Annotated in this window: 14 protein-coding genes and 1 pseudogene; 9 read left to right on the top strand and 6 right to left on the bottom strand. The window is 72.0% G+C overall.

The features are described from left to right. Positions 1-19 precede the first annotated feature (19 nt). On the top strand, positions 20-1,051 hold the full coding sequence (glpX, locus tag ACQP17_RS23415) for a class II fructose-bisphosphatase (protein WP_433858046.1): 1,032 nt from the start codon (positions 20-22) through the stop codon (positions 1,049-1,051). A gap of 123 nt (positions 1,052-1,174) precedes the next feature. Here the strand turns inward: glpX and ACQP17_RS23410 are convergent, their stop codons facing one another. Beyond that, positions 1,175-1,534 (bottom strand): WhiB family transcriptional regulator, encoded by a 360-nt coding sequence (locus ACQP17_RS23410; RefSeq protein ID WP_189097312.1) that lies wholly within the window; start codon positions 1,532-1,534, stop codon positions 1,175-1,177. A gap of 239 nt (positions 1,535-1,773) precedes the next feature. After that, positions 1,774-2,658: a DUF1707 SHOCT-like domain-containing protein gene (locus tag ACQP17_RS23405; RefSeq protein ID WP_433858045.1), complete on the bottom strand. Its 885-nt coding sequence runs from the start codon at positions 2,656-2,658 to the stop codon at positions 1,774-1,776. 234 nt (positions 2,659-2,892) lie between these two features. Here ACQP17_RS23405 and ACQP17_RS23400 point away from each other — a divergent pair, with 234 nt between their 5' ends. Then, the gene (locus tag ACQP17_RS23400) at positions 2,893-4,566 is read left to right on the top strand and encodes a fumarate hydratase (protein ID WP_433858044.1); all 1,674 of its coding nucleotides are present in this window, start codon (positions 2,893-2,895) and stop codon (positions 4,564-4,566) included. Between the two features lie 359 nt (positions 4,567-4,925). Then, a pseudogene (locus ACQP17_RS23395) lies at positions 4,926-5,316 on the top strand (DUF6879 family protein). Between the two features lie 44 nt (positions 5,317-5,360). Here the strand turns inward: ACQP17_RS23395 and ACQP17_RS23390 are convergent. From ACQP17_RS23390 to ACQP17_RS23375, 4 genes are all read right to left on the bottom strand, one after another. Continuing rightward, positions 5,361-5,999 carry a TetR/AcrR family transcriptional regulator gene (locus tag ACQP17_RS23390; RefSeq protein WP_433858043.1) on the bottom strand — a complete coding sequence of 213 codons (639 nt, stop codon included), beginning with the start codon at positions 5,997-5,999 and terminating at the stop codon, positions 5,361-5,363. Continuing rightward, positions 5,996-6,703, bottom strand: coding sequence for a DUF4166 domain-containing protein (locus ACQP17_RS23385; RefSeq protein ID WP_433858042.1), 708 nt, complete (start codon positions 6,701-6,703; stop codon positions 5,996-5,998). Before ACQP17_RS23385 ends, ACQP17_RS23390 begins: the two co-directional genes overlap by 4 nt. After that, a complete protein-coding gene (locus ACQP17_RS23380) occupies positions 6,700-7,446 on the bottom strand; it encodes a hypothetical protein (RefSeq protein WP_433858041.1) in 747 nt (248 codons plus the stop codon). Before ACQP17_RS23380 ends, ACQP17_RS23385 begins: the two co-directional genes overlap by 4 nt. Positions 7,447-7,557: 111 nt before the next feature. Further along, entirely contained in the window at positions 7,558-7,788 is a 231-nt protein-coding gene (locus ACQP17_RS23375) for a hypothetical protein (protein ID WP_433858040.1), read from the bottom strand. Between the two features lie 353 nt (positions 7,789-8,141). On the opposite strand from ACQP17_RS23375, the gene ACQP17_RS23370 reads away from it, so the two are divergent. The 6 genes from ACQP17_RS23370 to ACQP17_RS23345 all read left to right on the top strand — a co-directional run bounded on the left by ACQP17_RS23370 (position 8,142) and on the right by ACQP17_RS23345 (position 15,022). After that, positions 8,142-8,990: a helix-turn-helix domain-containing protein gene (locus ACQP17_RS23370; RefSeq protein WP_433858039.1), complete on the top strand. Its 849-nt coding sequence runs from the start codon at positions 8,142-8,144 to the stop codon at positions 8,988-8,990. Further along, complete coding sequence (locus ACQP17_RS23365; protein WP_433858038.1) at positions 8,969-9,184, top strand: DUF397 domain-containing protein; 216 nt, start codon at positions 8,969-8,971, stop codon at positions 9,182-9,184. Before ACQP17_RS23370 ends, ACQP17_RS23365 begins: the two co-directional genes overlap by 22 nt. A gap of 52 nt (positions 9,185-9,236) precedes the next feature. Further along, positions 9,237-10,658, top strand: a complete 1,422-nt coding sequence (locus tag ACQP17_RS23360) for a class II fumarate hydratase (RefSeq protein ID WP_433858037.1) — start codon at positions 9,237-9,239, stop codon at positions 10,656-10,658. A gap of 79 nt (positions 10,659-10,737) precedes the next feature. Further along, on the top strand, positions 10,738-11,484 hold the full coding sequence (fomD, locus tag ACQP17_RS23355) for a cytidylyl-2-hydroxypropylphosphonate hydrolase (protein WP_433858036.1): 747 nt from the start codon (positions 10,738-10,740) through the stop codon (positions 11,482-11,484). A gap of 211 nt (positions 11,485-11,695) precedes the next feature. Next, the gene (locus ACQP17_RS23350) at positions 11,696-12,379 is read left to right on the top strand and encodes a class I SAM-dependent DNA methyltransferase (protein WP_433858035.1); all 684 of its coding nucleotides are present in this window, start codon (positions 11,696-11,698) and stop codon (positions 12,377-12,379) included. Between the two features lie 90 nt (positions 12,380-12,469). After that, positions 12,470-15,022 carry a SpoIIE family protein phosphatase gene (locus ACQP17_RS23345; RefSeq protein ID WP_433858034.1) on the top strand — a complete coding sequence of 851 codons (2,553 nt, stop codon included), beginning with the start codon at positions 12,470-12,472 and terminating at the stop codon, positions 15,020-15,022. Positions 15,023-15,182: the final 160 nt, after the last annotated feature.

Raw genomic sequence — 15,182 nt, 5'->3', positions numbered from 1 at the left:
CGTACAGAAAGGTCGCTCGATGACCGAGCATCATCTCCCGTCCCCACTCGAGGTCAGCCCCGAGGCCCCGGACCGCAACCTCGCCCTGGAGCTCGTCCGGGTCACCGAGGCCGGTGCCATGGCATCGGGCCGCTGGGTGGGGCGAGGTGACAAGAACGGCGCGGACGGCGCGGCGGTCAAGGCCATGCGCGCCCTGATCCACACGGTGTCGATGAACGGCGTCGTGGTCATCGGCGAGGGCGAGAAGGACAACGCCCCGATGCTCTACAACGGCGAGCGCGTGGGCGACGGGACCGGCGCGGAGTGCGACGTGGCCGTGGACCCGGTGGACGGCACGACGCTGACCGCCAAGGGCATGGCGAACGCGGTGTCCGTGATGGCGGTGGCCGAGCGCGGCTCGATGTTCGACCCGTCCGCGGTCTTCTACATGGACAAGATCGCCACGGGCCCGGAGGCGGCGGACTTCGTCGACATCACGGCGCCGGTGGCGGTGAACATCAAGCGGATCGCGAAGGCGAAGAAGTCCTCGGTCGAGGACGTCACCGTGGTCATCCTGGACCGGCCGCGCCACGACGGCCTGGTCAAGGAGGTCCGCGAGGCCGGGGCCCGGATCAAGTTCATCGCCGACGGCGACGTCGCCGGCGCGATCATGGCGGCCCGTGAGGGCACCGGCGTCGACCTGCTGCTGGGCATCGGCGGTACGCCCGAGGGCATCATCGCGGCCTGTGCGCTGAAGTGCCTGGGCGGCGCCTTCCAGGGCAAGCTGTGGCCCAAGGACGACGAGGAGCGTCAGCGGGCACTGGACGCCGGGCACGACCTGGACAAGGTGCTGGAGATCAACGACCTGGTCCGCGGGGACAACGTCTTCTTCGTCGCCACCGGCATCACCGACGGCGAGCTGCTGCGCGGGGTGCGCTACCGCGCCGAGAACGCCTACACCCAGTCCCTGGTGATGCGGTCGAAGTCCGGCACCATCCGCCAGATCGACTCCCAGCACCGGCTGTCCAAGCTGCGCGCCTACAGCTCGGTGGACTTCGAGCGCCCCAGCTAGCAACGCCCCGGCGGGACCCGCCGGTCGCGCACACACCTCGCCCCCGCCGGAGAGTCTCCGGCGGGGGCGAGGTGGCCCGGACGCCCGGTCGCGCCCGACGAGCCGAAGCCGAGGTCGCGGTGGTCAGCCTGCCGCGGGCATCGGGGCCGCACGCGGGAGTTCGGCCTCCCGGCGCCGGCGCCGGGTCAGCACGACCCGCCGCTCGGCCGCGGTCAGTCCGCCCCAGACGCCGTACGGCTCGGGCTGGAGCAGCGCGTGCTCCCGGCACTCGACCATCACCGGACAGCGCGCGCAGACCCGCTTGGCGGCCTCCTCCCTGGCCAGCCGCGCGGCGGTCGGCTCCTTCGACGGAGCGAAGAACAACCCGGCCTCGTCCCGCCGGCACACCGCCTCCGCATGCCAGGGGCCGGCCTCGTCACGATCAGGCACTTGCGGGGGCGGAACGACAGCGGCATCCTGCAGAGTCTGATGCGGTAGCAGCACGGTCTACTCCTGACGACGGCTTCGGCGAGAGAATCACCCTTGCCCGTCTCGCTGCGCACGGCCTTTTCGCACCCCGCAGCCGCACGAGAGACGATGCACCAGCCCTACCCGCTGTGCGCACGCTTATGCACACCGTGGCGATCGTGCGACTACAGGAAAACCGCCGCTGACGGCCTTTCCCGCACGGGCAGTTGCGCCGTGGCCCGGGGTTGGCGGCTCCGCCCCGGGCCCCGTCCCCCTCACCCGCGGAAGCGGTCCCGGTGTGCGCGGCGCGCGGAGCGCAGCTGTTCGTGCATGTCGCGCCGCTCCTTGCGGAGGTACGCGTGGCGCTCGCGGTGCTCCTCCAGCAGGTGCGCATGGGCTTCGAGGTGGCCCTCGCGCAGCTCGCGGCGGCCCTCGCGCAGCCGGTCGCGCAGATCGCGGATCCAGGCGCCCCGCTTGGGCCGGGCGTCCACACTGCCCAGCACGGCAAGGCCGTTGACCAGCACCTGCGGGGCGTCGGCGTCCTCCGCGTCGTTGGTCTTGACCTCGAAACTGCCCAGCACGCCGGAGCCGTTGCTGCGCAGCGTGACGTTCTCCGGCACCCGGATGTCCACGCTGCCGAAGATCGAGGTCGCGTTGATCTGGACCTGCTGCTGCGGGAAGACCGCCTCGGTCAGGTCGATCTCGACGGAGCCGAAGAACGCGAAGGCGTTGATCCGCGCGGGCACCCGCCAGCGGCCCTTGCGGACCGAGGCGCTGAAGACCGCGACGAGATTCTGGTCCGGCACCGGGGCGCCGGAGCCCTGCGCAGGGCCGCCGGGCTCCGGCTGCGGACGGCTGCCGGCCGGCGCGGGCAGGTCCCGCAGGACGGGCTCCAGCTCGCCCATGGTCTTGGAGCGGTAGACCGTGTCGATCCGCTCGGCGTGCTCCTCCGGATCGAGCCGGCCCTCCGCGAGGGCCTCGCGGAGGATCTCGGCGACCCGGTCGCGGTCCGCGTCGGACGCGCGCAGGTCGCCCTCGGCCACCGCGGCGGGCGGCTGCTTGGTCAGTTGCACCGGCGGCGCGTCCGGCGGCCGGTCCTGCTTCTGTAGCGGTCCGGGCGGGGTCTGTGGGCCCGGTCGTCCCCCGTTGTCGTCAGTCACCGCCCCAGCGTACCGAAACGCGATAGATCGCGACCAGGGTCCGGCACGGGAGAGACGACGGATCAGGCCACGGCGGGCGGCGGGACGGCCACGGGCCCCGTACCGGCGCACGGCAGGGGCCGCGCGCGCCTACTGAGCCTTACCTCACAGCCGTGCCGGGCCGCCAGGGTTCTACGCTGTTCAGGCGCTGCCGTAGATGCCAGCCGGACCTCTCCGAGTAAGGAATGACCTTCAATGCCGGAATTCGCCTACACCGACCTGCTCCCCGTAGGTGAGGACACCACCCCGTACCGCCTCGTCACCGCGGAGGGCGTGAGCACCTTCGAGGCCGACGGACGGACGTTCCTCAAGGTCGAGCCGGAGGCGCTGCGCAAGCTGGCGGCCGAGGCGATGCACGACATTTCGCACTATCTGCGCCCGGCCCACCTCGCCCAGCTCCGCACGATCCTGGACGACCCCGAGGCCAGCGCCAACGACCGCTTCGTCGCGCTCGACCTGCTGAAGAACGCCAACATCGCCGCCGCGGGCGTCCTGCCCATGTGCCAGGACACCGGCACCGCGATCGTGATGGGCAAGCGCGGCCAGCAGGTCCTGACCGAGGGTGGCGACGAGGAGGCCCTCTCCCGCGGCATCTACGACGCCTACACCCAGCTGAACCTGCGCTACTCGCAGATGGCCCCGCTGACGATGTGGGACGAGAAGAACACCGGCTCCAACCTCCCGGCGCAGATCGAGCTGTACGCGACCGACGGCGGCGCCTACAAGTTCCTCTTCATGGCCAAGGGCGGCGGCAGCGCCAACAAGTCCTTCCTCTTCCAGGAGACCAAGGCGGTCCTCAACGAGGCCTCCATGATGAAGTTCCTGGAGCAGAAGATCCGTTCGCTGGGCACCGCGGCCTGCCCGCCGTACCACCTCGCCATCGTCGTCGGCGGCACCTCCGCCGAGTACGCGATGAAGACCGCCAAGTACGCCTCCGCGCACTACCTCGACGAGCTGCCCGCCGAGGGCTCGCCCACCGGCCACGGCTTCCGTGACAAGGAGCTGGAGGAGAAGGTCTTCGAGCTGACGCAGAAGATCGGCATCGGTGCGCAGTTCGGCGGCAAGTACTTCTGCCACGACGTCCGCGTGGTCCGCCTGCCCCGCCACGGCGCGTCCTGCCCGGTCGCCATCGCGGTGTCCTGCTCCGCCGACCGCCAGGCCGTCGCGAAGATCACCGCCGAGGGCGTCTTCCTGGAGCAGCTGGAGACCGACCCGGCGCGCTTCCTGCCGGAGACCACGCACGAGGAGCTGACCGAGGGCGCGGGCCCCGACCTCGACGCGGTCGCGGTCGACCTCAACCGCCCGATGGACGAGGTCCTCGCCGAGCTGACCCGGCACCCGGTCAAGACCCGGCTGTCGCTCACCGGCACCCTGGTCGTCGCCCGCGACATCGCCCACGCGAAGATCAAGGAACGCCTGGACGCCGGCGAGGAGATGCCGGACTACCTCAAGAACCACCCCGTCTACTACGCGGGCCCGGCGAAGACCCCCGAGGGCTACGCGTCCGGCTCCTTCGGCCCGACCACGGCCGGCCGGATGGACGCCTACGTCGAGCAGTTCCAGGCGGCCGGCGGCTCCAAGGTGATGCTGGCCAAGGGCAACCGCTCGCAGCAGGTCACCGACGCCTGCCACGCGCACGGCGGCTTCTACCTCGGCTCCATCGGCGGCCCGGCGGCGCGCCTGGCCCAGGACTGCATCAAGAAGGTCGAGGTCCTGGAGTACGAGGAGCTCGGCATGGAAGCGGTCTGGAGGATCGAGGTCGAGGACTTCCCCGCCTTCATCGTCGTCGACGACAAGGGCAACGACTTCTTCCAGGACCCGGCCCCGGCTCCGACGTTCACGAGCATTCCGGTGCGCCCGGGCAGCTGACGCCCCCGGCCCCACCGGCAAGACCCCGCAGAGCCCCTGACTTGGCGTCAGGGGCTCTGTTGCTGACGCCGTCCTGCAAGGGGCCGGAATCCGGAGTGCCCGGGCCCGGCTCTGCTTTCCAGTCTGGAAACTCGAACCCCTTGCGCGTGTGGTCAGTTGCTCGCGAGCGTCGACCAAGACGCCACGCGGTAGGCCAGGAAGGGAACGCGTGAAGGTCACCGAGCTTGTGAGTATCTGCGCTCTCTGTGAGTACCTGCGCTCTCAAGGACTGCCCGACCCTCTATGCCACCTATGCCACCGAGAGAGGCACTCTGCTGGTACAGGGGTTTTCTTCGTCGTCCTGGTCCGGAAGGGGTTTCGTGGCGCCTGAGACCCTCGGCGAACTGTTCGATGCCTTCGAGCCGGAGGCGTTCCGGCTGGAAACCCTGGACGACTACAGCAAGTCGGGAAACGTGAACGACCCCGTACTTGCGGTGCGAACTGGGTTGGGGTTATCGGAAGAACGCGACGGGCGGCGAAGAGTTCTTCATCCTCGGCACCACCGATCAACCGAAGCCCTTGGAGGGGATTCCCGATTTCGGGCTGATGGACAGCCTTAAACCGGGGGTCATGAGCTATTCGGAGGACGGAACATTCCTCGGAGCCGACATCCTGGCCTCGAAGCGCGCAGAGGAGTTCCGCGCATCCCGTGATGCGGCGATGGCGCACTCCGTGCCGTTCTCCGGATGGTGGGCGCAGCACAGCGAGTGAAGAGAGGAGAGCTGCCGGACCGCCGGACCAGCCGCGAAGCGGGCCTACCCCCGCCGCGCCGCGCTGCGCCTGAGATGGGCGCGTACGGCGCGCTGGGCGACCGGGCCCAGGTCCTCCAGTACGCCGACCAGTCCGGACAGTTGCTCCAGCGCGTCCAGGGCCGCAAGCGCCCCCTCCGGGTCCACGCCCTCGTACAGCTCCAGGCCGACGAAGCCCGCGGCGAGCGCCCGGGAGAGGCCGGCGACGTCCACGAAGGCGGCGATCGGCGTCCCGGCCAGTACCCGGGCCAGCACCGCTTCGATCTCCTCGATCCACGAGGCGAGTCCGGCGGCGGTCGCGGGGGCGAGGCGGGGCTGGGTCTGGGCGCCGGCCAAGAGCTGGGCGAGGACGGCGACATGACCGGCGGCACGCTCCTCGGCATGCAGTTCCCGGCCCAGTTCCAGGAATTCGGCGAGGCTGCCGACCCGGCCGAAGCGTTCGCGGTAGTGGGCGACGCGCTGCTCCGCGCCGTAGCGGCAGGCTGCGGCGAGGAGTTCGTCGACGCTGCCGAAGTGGTAGAAGACCAGGGCCTGGTTGACCCCCGCGGCGGCGGCGATGGTGCGGGCCGAGGTCTTGGCAAGGCCCTGTTCGGTGAGCGTCCGCAGCGCACCGGCGAGCAGTTTTGTACGGGTGTCGGTGCTCACGTCCGCGCCTCCTCGCGCACCGGCCGCAGCCCCGCGCGTACGCCGCGCTCGGCGACGTTCACGAACTCGGCGTCGAAGGACCCCTCGTAGCCGAAGAGCGGCCCGAACCGCCGGTTGCCGACCCGCACCTGGATACGGAAGCGCCCGGCCGCCTCGTCGTACGACTCGCGCACCACGGCATCGCCCCCGATCAGGTCCGGAACCCGGAGGTCGACCGGCCCCTCCCGGAAGCGGTGCTCGCCGGAGCGGATGACCAGGGCGCCGGTGTCGTCGACCGTGAAGTGGAGGTCGGTGGCGAGGTGCTGGTGGGTGCCGAGGTAGTCGACGACGCAGCCGCGCTCGGGGCTGTAGACCATGGTCGCGTCGAAGCGGCGGGGGCGGCTCGGGGGGCTCGGGCGGCTCGGGGGGCTCGGGAAGGAGAAGGTCCGGACGAAGGTGACGGTTTCGCGGCCGAAGGAGTCGGTGTACGGGACGTTCTCGATGACGAAGGGGATGTCCCGTCCGGTCTGCGGGACGAGGATGTTGCGGCTGCCGCCGAGCGCCAGGAACGGCCGGACGAAGCTGCGGCCGTGCCAGATGCGGTCCATCGTGCCCCGCCCGACGCACGCCTCACCGCTGTCCAACCCGACGGAGAAGCGCCGCCGGATCTGTGGGTGCAGCCGGTCGAAGTCGGCGCCCAGGGCGCGTTGGAATATCGAGGTCATGACTGCTCCAGGGTGGCGAGAAGGGCGGTCGGCGCGGCAGCGCTCCCGCTGCGGCCCGCGGCCCGCTCGGGAGGGCGGCGCAGACAGCGGCGGGCCGCGGGAGTGACGGACAGCGGCGGCAGCAGCAGCGCGGCGGCCGCCACGGCCGGTACGGTCGCGGCGAGTACGGCCCCTGTGGCCACCGGGGCCACGGGGGCCAGGGCCGCGGTGGTGACGACGGCGGCGATACGGACGAACAGCTCCGCGAGGGCGTGGCACAGCGACCGCTCGGGGGTGATCCCGCGCTCGCACCACAGCCGCAGCCGGTCGAAGGACCAGGCGGTGGCCCAGCCCATGAGCGGCCGGAAGAGGAGCCGGTCGACGCCCCGGCCGAAGCGCCCCCAGCGCGGGCGGTAGTCGTAACCGGTGAGGAACCGCAGCGCCTCGCCGTCCGGGATGTACCGCCAGTACCCGCGGCCCTCCTCGATGAGCGACAGCGGATGCGCCGAGAAGAAGCGGAGCGCGGAAGTCCGGGTGCCGTCCGGCCGGTTGCGTTCCCCGGCCGAGACGCCGGTGCCGTCGACCGTGAGCAGCGGAAGCACGCGGGTGGCGTAGCGGAAGTGCTGTGGCTCCCCCGGCTCGCACGGCAGGTAGTCGATCTCGCTGAACCGCAGGTCCCAGCGTTGGTGCCGGTCCGGGAGCTGACTCCGGTCCCACACCTCGTCGATCCCGGCGCGGATGCGCGCCTCCACGTACAACCCCATGCGACTTCCTCCACCCCAGGAGTTTGAGCGACTGCTCAAAACGCAGCGTAGAGCGTTTTGAGCAGTCGCTCAAGTGGGTGTCCTGGACGGGAGGTTGTCCAGGCGTGGGAATCAGCTACCGCCCTGGTCGCCCGCCCGGGGGCACGGGTCGCGGTGGCGAGGACAGGCACACGGCGGCCACACCTGCGAAAGCCCGTAGAGGTCCCACCCGTCCCCGCCGAGGACGTGCAGCGGCTCCCGCTCCTCCGTCACGGCCCCGTCCCGGGTCGTCCGGTAGACCCGCAGCGTCATCAGCGACTGCCGGGGCGGCGGGCCCGGCGGCGGCATGGAGGCCGTGCTCACCAGACCACCTCGGCGGGCCGGCGGCGACGCACCCGGCCCGGCAGCGGTGGCGGGTTCCACGGCCGTACGAGGACCGTACGGGCGGACGCCGGGCGGTGCGCGCAGGGGCCGACGAGCCGGTGCCGCCCCGACGCCCGCGGAATGAGTAAAGCCCCCACGCGGGCGAGGCAACGGGCCATAGGCTCCAGCATGTTGACGCTCCTTCTGGATCAGGCGTTGGCCATGCCCCGGGACCGTGTGCGCGGCCACCGGGGTAATTACCTTCTGTGCCCTCATGGTTGCTCTGTGGTGGCTACGATCAACAGAGGGTTGCTGTCCCACGTCCAGCCATGGGACAGAGGAGGAACGGGCCGATGGCATTTGAGCCGCATGACCTCTCACCGGACCGCTCGGCGCGCGACCTGTTCGGCGCCAGGCTCCGGTACCACCGCGAGAAGGCGGGCTTTTCCCTCAGAGGCCTCGCCGAGGAACTGAACTACAGCAAGTCCCACCTGGCACGCATCGAGCGGGCGGAGTCGCTGCCGTATGACGACCTGCCAGCGAGACTGGACGTCTGCTTCGGTACCGACGGACTCTTCACGAGTCTGTATGAACTCGCGCGGAAGGAGCCGTTCCCGCGCAGGTTCCGCCGTGTGATCGAGATTGCGAGCCGGGCAACCGTCATCCGGCAGTACGCGAGCGCCACCGTCCCTGGCCTGCTCCAGACGTCAGAGCTTGCGCTACGGTCGCTGCGCTGCGGCCATCCGTACGCTCCGGACGCGGAAATCGAGGCAATGGCGGCGGCCCGGATGGCCCGGCAGGCCAGGCTGAGCGCACCGAAGCCACCCAGGTGCTGGTTCATCCTGGACGAGGCGGTGCTGCGCCGCCGGGTCGGCAGCCCCGATGTGATGCGTCACCAGATGATGTCCCTGATCGAGAGCGGGACAGCGCCGCACGTGACCATTCAGGTCCTGCCTTACGACGCGGGCGAGCATGCCGAAATGGGGGGTTCGCTGACCCTTTACACGCTGCCCGACCAGCCGCTGCTGGCCTACCTGGAAGGCAGCCGGTCCGGAACGATCATCGAGGACCGGGGCGACGTGGTGGAGCTGGAGGAGTCCTACGATCTGCTCAAGGCCATGGCCCTCTCACCTCGTGACTCCGAGGCGATGGTCCGAGCAGCGATGGAGGACTGGACACCATGCGAACCGCCCCAGACCTGAGCACGGTCGCCTGGCGCAGGAGTAGTTACAGCAACAATGCCGGAGGCGAGTGCGTCGAGGTCGCCGACCACTACCCCGGCCTCGTCCCCGTCCGTGACTCCAAGAACCCCCTCGGCCCCGCCCTGCTCATCCCGGACGGGGCCTGGGACGCGTTCATAGGGAGCCTGAAGGCCGGACGCCCCGCAGGCAGGTGACATCGGAGCGGTGCCCGGGAACAGATCGCCGTTCCCGGGCACTGACATAGGTATGAGTGACAACAGCGCATTCGGCGACTCCGGCGGCTTCCGGACCGAGCACGACTCCATGGGCGAGGTGCGGGTGCCCGCGCACGCCAAGTGGCGGGCGCAGACCCAGCGGGCGGTGGAGAACTTCCCGGTCTCCGGGCAGCGGCTGGAGCGGGCGCACATCGAGGCGCTGGCCCGGATCAAGGGCGCCGCCGCCCTGGTCAACGGGGAGCTGGGCGTGCTGGACAAGGACATCGCCCGGGCCGTCCAGGAGGCGGCCGCGGCGGTCGCCACGGGGCAGTGGGACGAGCACTTCCCCGTCGACGTGTTCCAGACCGGGTCCGGGACCTCGTCGAACATGAACACCAACGAGGTCATCGCGACGCTGGCGAGCGAGCGGCTGGGCCGCGAGGTGCACCCGAACGACCACGTCAACGCCAGCCAGTCGTCCAACGACGTCTTCCCGTCCTCGATCCACATCGCGGCGACCTCGGCGGTGCTGAACGACCTGATTCCGGCGCTGGAGCATCTCGCGGAGGCGCTGGAGCGCAAGGCGGCGGAGTTCGCCGAGGTCGTGAAGTCGGGGCGGACGCATCTGATGGACGCCACCCCGGTGACGCTGGGCCAGGAGTTCGGCGGCTACGCGGCGCAGGTGCGGTACGGCGTCGAGCGGCTGCGGGCCTCGCTGCCGCGGCTGGCCGAACTCCCGCTCGGCGGCACGGCGGTGGGCACCGGCATCAACACCCCGCCCGGTTTCCCGGCCGCGGTGATCGCCGAGGTGGCGCGGGCGACCGGACTGCCGCTGACCGAGGCGCGCGACCACTTCGAGGCGCAGGGGGCGCGCGACGGGATCGTGGAGACCAGCGGGCAGCTGCGGACCATCGGGGTCGGGCTGACGAAGATCGCCAACGATCTGCGGTGGATGGCGTCCGGCCCGCGGACCGGGCTCGCGGAGATTTCGCTGCCGGATCTCCAGCCGGGCTCGTCGATCATGCCGGGGAAGGTCAACCCGGTGGTCCCCGAGGCGGTGTTGATGGTCGCCGCGCAGGTCACCGGCAACGACGCGACGGTGGCGGCGGCCGGGGCGGCCGGCAACTTCGAGCTGAACGTGATGCTGCCGGTGATCGCGAAGAATGTGCTGGAGTCGGTGCGGCTGCTGGCCAATGTCTCGCGGCTGCTCGCGGACCGGACCGTCGACGGCATCACCGCGCACGCCGAACGGGCCCGTGAATACGCCGAGTCCTCGCCCTCGGTCGTCACCCCGCTCAACCGCTACCTGGGCTACGAGGAGGCGGCCAAGGTCGCCAAGGCCTCCCTGGCCGAGCGGAAGACCATCCGTCAGGTGGTCCTGGAGGGCGGCTATGTCGAGCGGGGACTGCTGAGCGAGGAACAACTGGACGAGGCGCTCGACGTCCTGCGGATGACCCGGCCGGCGCAGACGTAACGGCACACGTTACCCGCCCGTCACGCATGGTGCGGCTCAGGTCACGGCGCGCGTCATGCGGCGCCTCTAAGATCTGCGCATGACAGCGGACACGGTGGACACGACGGAGGGCGGCGGGACGGCCGGCGGACGCGGGACGCCCCGGGCGCGGCGGGCGGCGAACGGCGCGGCGGACGCGCGGCGCTGGGCGCCCGGGGACCACGTCCTGTGGCGCTATCGCGACAACGCCGACGCCGGCCGGTTCCACATCTGCCGTCCGATGACCGTCGTGCAGGACACCGCGGAGCTGCTGGCGGTGTGGATGGCGCCCGGTACCCCGTGCGTCAAGCCGGTGCTCGCCGACGGCACCCCGGTGCACCGCGAGCCGCTGGCCACCCGCTACACCAAACCCCGCCGCACCACCCGCGACCAGTGGTTCGGCACCGGCGTGCTGAAGCTGGCCCGGCCCGGCGACCCCTGGTCGGTGTGGCTGTTCTGGGAGCGCGGCTGGCAGTTCAAGAACTGGTACGTCAACCTGGAGGAGCCGCGCCGCCGTTGGTCGGGCGGCATTGACTCCGAGGACCACTTCCTCGACATCTGCGTCTATCCGGACCGGCACTGGGAGTGGCGGGACGAGGACGAGTTCGCCCAGGCGCAGCGGGACGGGCTGATGACGGGGGCGCGGGCCGCCGAGGTCAGATCGGCGGGCCGGGCCGCGATCGCGCAGATCACGGCCTGGCGCGGCCCCTTCTCCGACGGCTGGGAGGACTGGCGGCCCGACCCGTCCTGGCGGATTCCGCCGCTCCCAAAGGAGTGGGACCGCGCGCCGGATCGTTTGCGGTCGTAAGGGAGTGAAGTGAAACGACGGGAGTGAAGGGGGCGAACCATGGAAAGGTGCGCCTATGGGCAAAGCTGTTCCACGCGGGGCGCGGAGCGGGGCCGAGCCCCCTTGCTGCGCCCCCGGCCTTCAAACGTAGGATCGTCCTCCGCAAGACTGCACAGGCGCAACTCCAGAACTGGAAAACGAACTTGACCGCGGTCGCAGGAGGAGCGAGGTCGTGAGCGCGACGAGCTACGACGGATACGAGGGCCTGAACCGGTTAGCACTGGACCGGGCCGGCCAGGCCGAGGCGTTCGACGCGATCGGCGACCGGTACGACGACGCCTTCCCGCACAAGGAGGGCCAGCTCGCCTCGGGCGCCTGGCTGTCCGACGCACTGCCGGCCGGCTCGCGCGTCCTGGATCTGGGGTGCGGCACGGGTCTGCCGACCGCCCGTCAGCTCCTGGAGGCCGGGCACCGCGTGGTGGGTATCGATCTTTCCCCCTCGATGATCGCGCTGGCCCGGGAGCACGTCCCGGGCGCCGAATTCCACCGGCTGGACATCGCCGACCTGCGCGGCGGCCGGCTCGGCGGCCCCGGCTCCTTCGACGGTGTCGCGGCTTATTTCTCGCTTCTGATGCTGCCCCGTGCCGAAATCCCTTACGCACTGGGCCTGCTGCATGATCTGCTACGTCCCGAGGGGCTGCTGGCCCTGTCGATGGTCGAGGCGGATGTGGACGACTTCACGATTCCGTTCCTGGGCAACTCGATCCGGGTATCGGGTTACCTGCGGGACGACCTGCGCCGGGTCGTGCACGACGCGGGTTTCGACGTCGTCGGGGAGGACGCCTACGCATACGCCCCGGCGAGTACGGACGTACCACCCGAGATCCAGCTCTTTCTGCACCTGCGACGCGCCTGAGACGCGGCGCGCCGGGCGCGGCCGCACAGAGCGGCACGCCCGTGACGCGGCGCGTTCGGCGCACAGCCCCGGACGGATGGAATCCCACGCGTGACGGAGCACCCCACCTCCCACGAACCGCGGCAGCCGGCCCCGGCCGCCGCGCCCTCGCTGTCCCCTGCCCGCGGGCCGGCCGGCGCTGCGCCGCTCGGCGCGGTCCCCGACCCGCGCAGCGCCCTGCACCGGCCGGCCGCGCCGGGGTTCGCCCCGGTGCCCGGCAGCGGGTTCGCGGTGCGCGGCGGTGACGACATAGGCCTCGCCGGTGCCGCCGTCACGGCGTCGGCGGGCACGCCGGGCGGCCGCTTCGACGACGAGCCGGCCGCCGACCACGGCGCGGCACGGCGGGATCCTTCGGCGGACGCGGACGGCGCCGCCGGCCACACCGGTGGGCGTGCCACCGGTCACCGCGACGGACGGGCCGTCGCACCGGACGCCTCGATCCCGTACGGGGAGGCGTATGGCGACGCGTACGGGGAGGTGCCGATGTCGGCGAGCGGACGGCCGGGCGGCGCGGCGGACGGGGGCCGTGAGGCGGCCCGGGCCGGGCAGCGGGTGGCGCGGGGCGCGATGGGCCGCGCCGAGGCGTCCGGGCCGGAGGAGGAGCCCCGGCACGAGCCGCATCCGCGGCACGGCGGCGAGGGCGTGGGGCGGCCGCGGGAGGGCGACGCCCCGGGCGGCGGACGGCCCTCGCCGCGCGACGGTGAGCCGGGCGGGACGGTGCCGGAGCAGTCGACGCCGCACGACGGACGGTCCGCGGTCCCCGCGGCCCCGCACGCCGAGGCGTCGCGGGCGGCGGCCGGTGAGGCCCCCGCCGGGCCGGCCGGACCGCCGCCGGCCCGCTCCGCGCACCCGGGCGAGAGCGGCGAGGTGGCGGCGGCCCGGCAGGCGGGCGGGGACCGGCTGCGGTTCATCGGGGCGGCGACCCGCCGGATCGCCCGCGGCATAGACCTCGACGAGATCGTGCTCGGCCTGTGCCGGGCCACGGTCCCGACGTTCGCCGACGCGATCCTCGTCTATCTGCGGGATCCGCTGCCGGTGGGCGACGAGCGCCCGACCGGCCCGGTGGTGCTGCGGCTGCGCCGCACCGACCGGATTCCGGAGGAGCCGGACACCAACGGCGGGCGGCTGCCGATGCTGCCGGCCCAGCCCGATCTGGGCCCGGCGATGGGCGGCAGCGCGGCGGAGCTGGCCGAGGTGCAGCCCGGCGGCCCGCTGGCCGAGGTGCTGCGGGGCGTGCGGCCGCTGTTCGGCGAGGCCCAGGCGGCGCGGACGGCGCTGCCGGAGCTGCTCGGGCCGGACCCGCGGCTGCCCGGCGGCCACCGGGTGATCCTGGCGCCGCTGCGCGGCCGCCGGCGGGTGATCGGTGCCGCGGTGTTCCTGCGCCGCCCGGACCGGCCCGCGTTCGAGCCGGACGATCTGCTGGTGGCGGCGCAGCTGGCGACGCACACCGCGCTGGGCGTGGACAAGGCGGTGCTCTACGGCCGCGAGGCCTACATCGCCGACGCGCTGCAGCGCACGATGCTGCCGGACTCGCTGCCGCAGCCGACCGGCGTCCGGCTGGCCAGCCGCTATCTGCCGGCCGCCGAGACCGCGCGGGTGGGCGGCGACTGGTACGACGCGATCCCGCTGCCGGGCAGCCGGGTGGCGCTGGTCGTCGGCGATGTCATGGGGCACTCGATGACCTCGGCCGCGATCATGGGCCAGCTGCGCACCACCGCGCAGACGCTCGCGGGGCTGGACCTGCCGCCGCAGGAGGTGCTGCACCACCTCGACGAGCAGGCCCAGCGGCTGGGCACGGACCGTATGGCGACCTGCATGTACGCGGTCTACGACCCGGTCGCGCACCGGATCACCATCGCCAACGCGGGTCATCCGCCGCCGGTGATGCTGCACCGCGGCGGGCGCGCCGAGGTGCTGCGGGTGCCGTCGGGTGCGCCGATCGGCGTCGGCGGGGTGGACTTCGAGGCGGTGGAGCTGGACGCCCCGGCGGGCGCCACGCTGGTCCTCTACACGGACGGGCTGGTCGAGTCGCGGATCCGGGACGTGTGGACCGGCATCGAGCAGCTGCGGGAGCGGCTGGCGGAGACGGCCCGGCTGACGGGGCCCAATCCGCCGCCGCTGGAGCCGATGTGCGACGAGGTCCTCGACATGCTGGGCCCCGGCGACCGCGACGACGACATCGCACTGCTGGCGGCCCGCTTCGACGGAATCGCGCCGAGCGATGTCGCCTACTGGTATCTGGATCCGAAGGCGCAGACGGCCGGGCAGGCCCGCCGGCTGGCCCGGCGGGCGCTGGCGCGCTGGGGTCTGGACGAGCTGACCGACCAGCTGGAGCTGCTGGTCAGCGAGGTGGTGACGAATGCGGTGCGGTACGCGGAGCGGCCGATCACGCTGCGGTTGCTGCGAACGGACGTATTGCGCTGTGAGGTCGGGGACGACGTCCCGCAGCTGCCGCGGCTGCGCCAGGCCCGGCCGTCGGACGAGGGCGGGCGGGGCCTCTACCTCGTCAACCGGATGGCGCGGCGCTGGGGTGCGACCCGTCTGAGCATGGGAAAGGTCGTCTGGTTCGAGCTGAGCATGCCGCCGGGAGCCCAGCAGCGCTGACGCCGCGCGGCCGCCCGGCCGGTATCCCACATGTTGGACCCCGTCTGAGATCGGACGGGGTCCAACTCTTGCCGACATGCCGTCCGAGGAGTTGACTGCTTGGGTGGGCGTAAGGGACTGACCGGCCCAATACGGGACTGACCGACCCTCTACTCCCCCG

This window comes from Streptomyces kronopolitis (genome assembly GCF_050953795.1).
Classification (GTDB): Bacteria; Actinomycetota; Actinomycetes; order Streptomycetales; family Streptomycetaceae; genus Streptomyces; species Streptomyces kronopolitis_A.
The sequence above is the reverse complement of the archived record's forward strand: the minus strand, read 5'-3'. Positions and strand labels throughout refer to the sequence as shown.

What these genes read in the sequence shown, in the direction of transcription:
- ACQP17_RS23370 (WP_433858039.1), top strand. Translation starts at nt 8,142, where the DNA reads ATGGCATTTGAGCCGCATGACCTCTCACCGGACCGCTCGGCGCGCGAC.
- ACQP17_RS23400 (WP_433858044.1), top strand. Translation starts at nt 2,893, where the DNA reads ATGCCGGAATTCGCCTACACCGACCTGCTCCCCGTAGGTGAGGACACC.
- fomD (WP_433858036.1), top strand. Translation starts at nt 10,738, where the DNA reads ATGACAGCGGACACGGTGGACACGACGGAGGGCGGCGGGACGGCCGGC.
- glpX (WP_433858046.1), top strand. Translation starts at nt 20, where the DNA reads ATGACCGAGCATCATCTCCCGTCCCCACTCGAGGTCAGCCCCGAGGCC.
- ACQP17_RS23380 (WP_433858041.1), bottom strand. Translation starts at nt 7,446, where the DNA reads ATGGGGTTGTACGTGGAGGCGCGCATCCGCGCCGGGATCGACGAGGTG.
- ACQP17_RS23385 (WP_433858042.1), bottom strand. Translation starts at nt 6,703, where the DNA reads ATGACCTCGATATTCCAACGCGCCCTGGGCGCCGACTTCGACCGGCTG.
- ACQP17_RS23365 (WP_433858038.1), top strand. Translation starts at nt 8,969, where the DNA reads ATGCGAACCGCCCCAGACCTGAGCACGGTCGCCTGGCGCAGGAGTAGT.
- ACQP17_RS23360 (WP_433858037.1), top strand. Translation starts at nt 9,237, where the DNA reads ATGAGTGACAACAGCGCATTCGGCGACTCCGGCGGCTTCCGGACCGAG.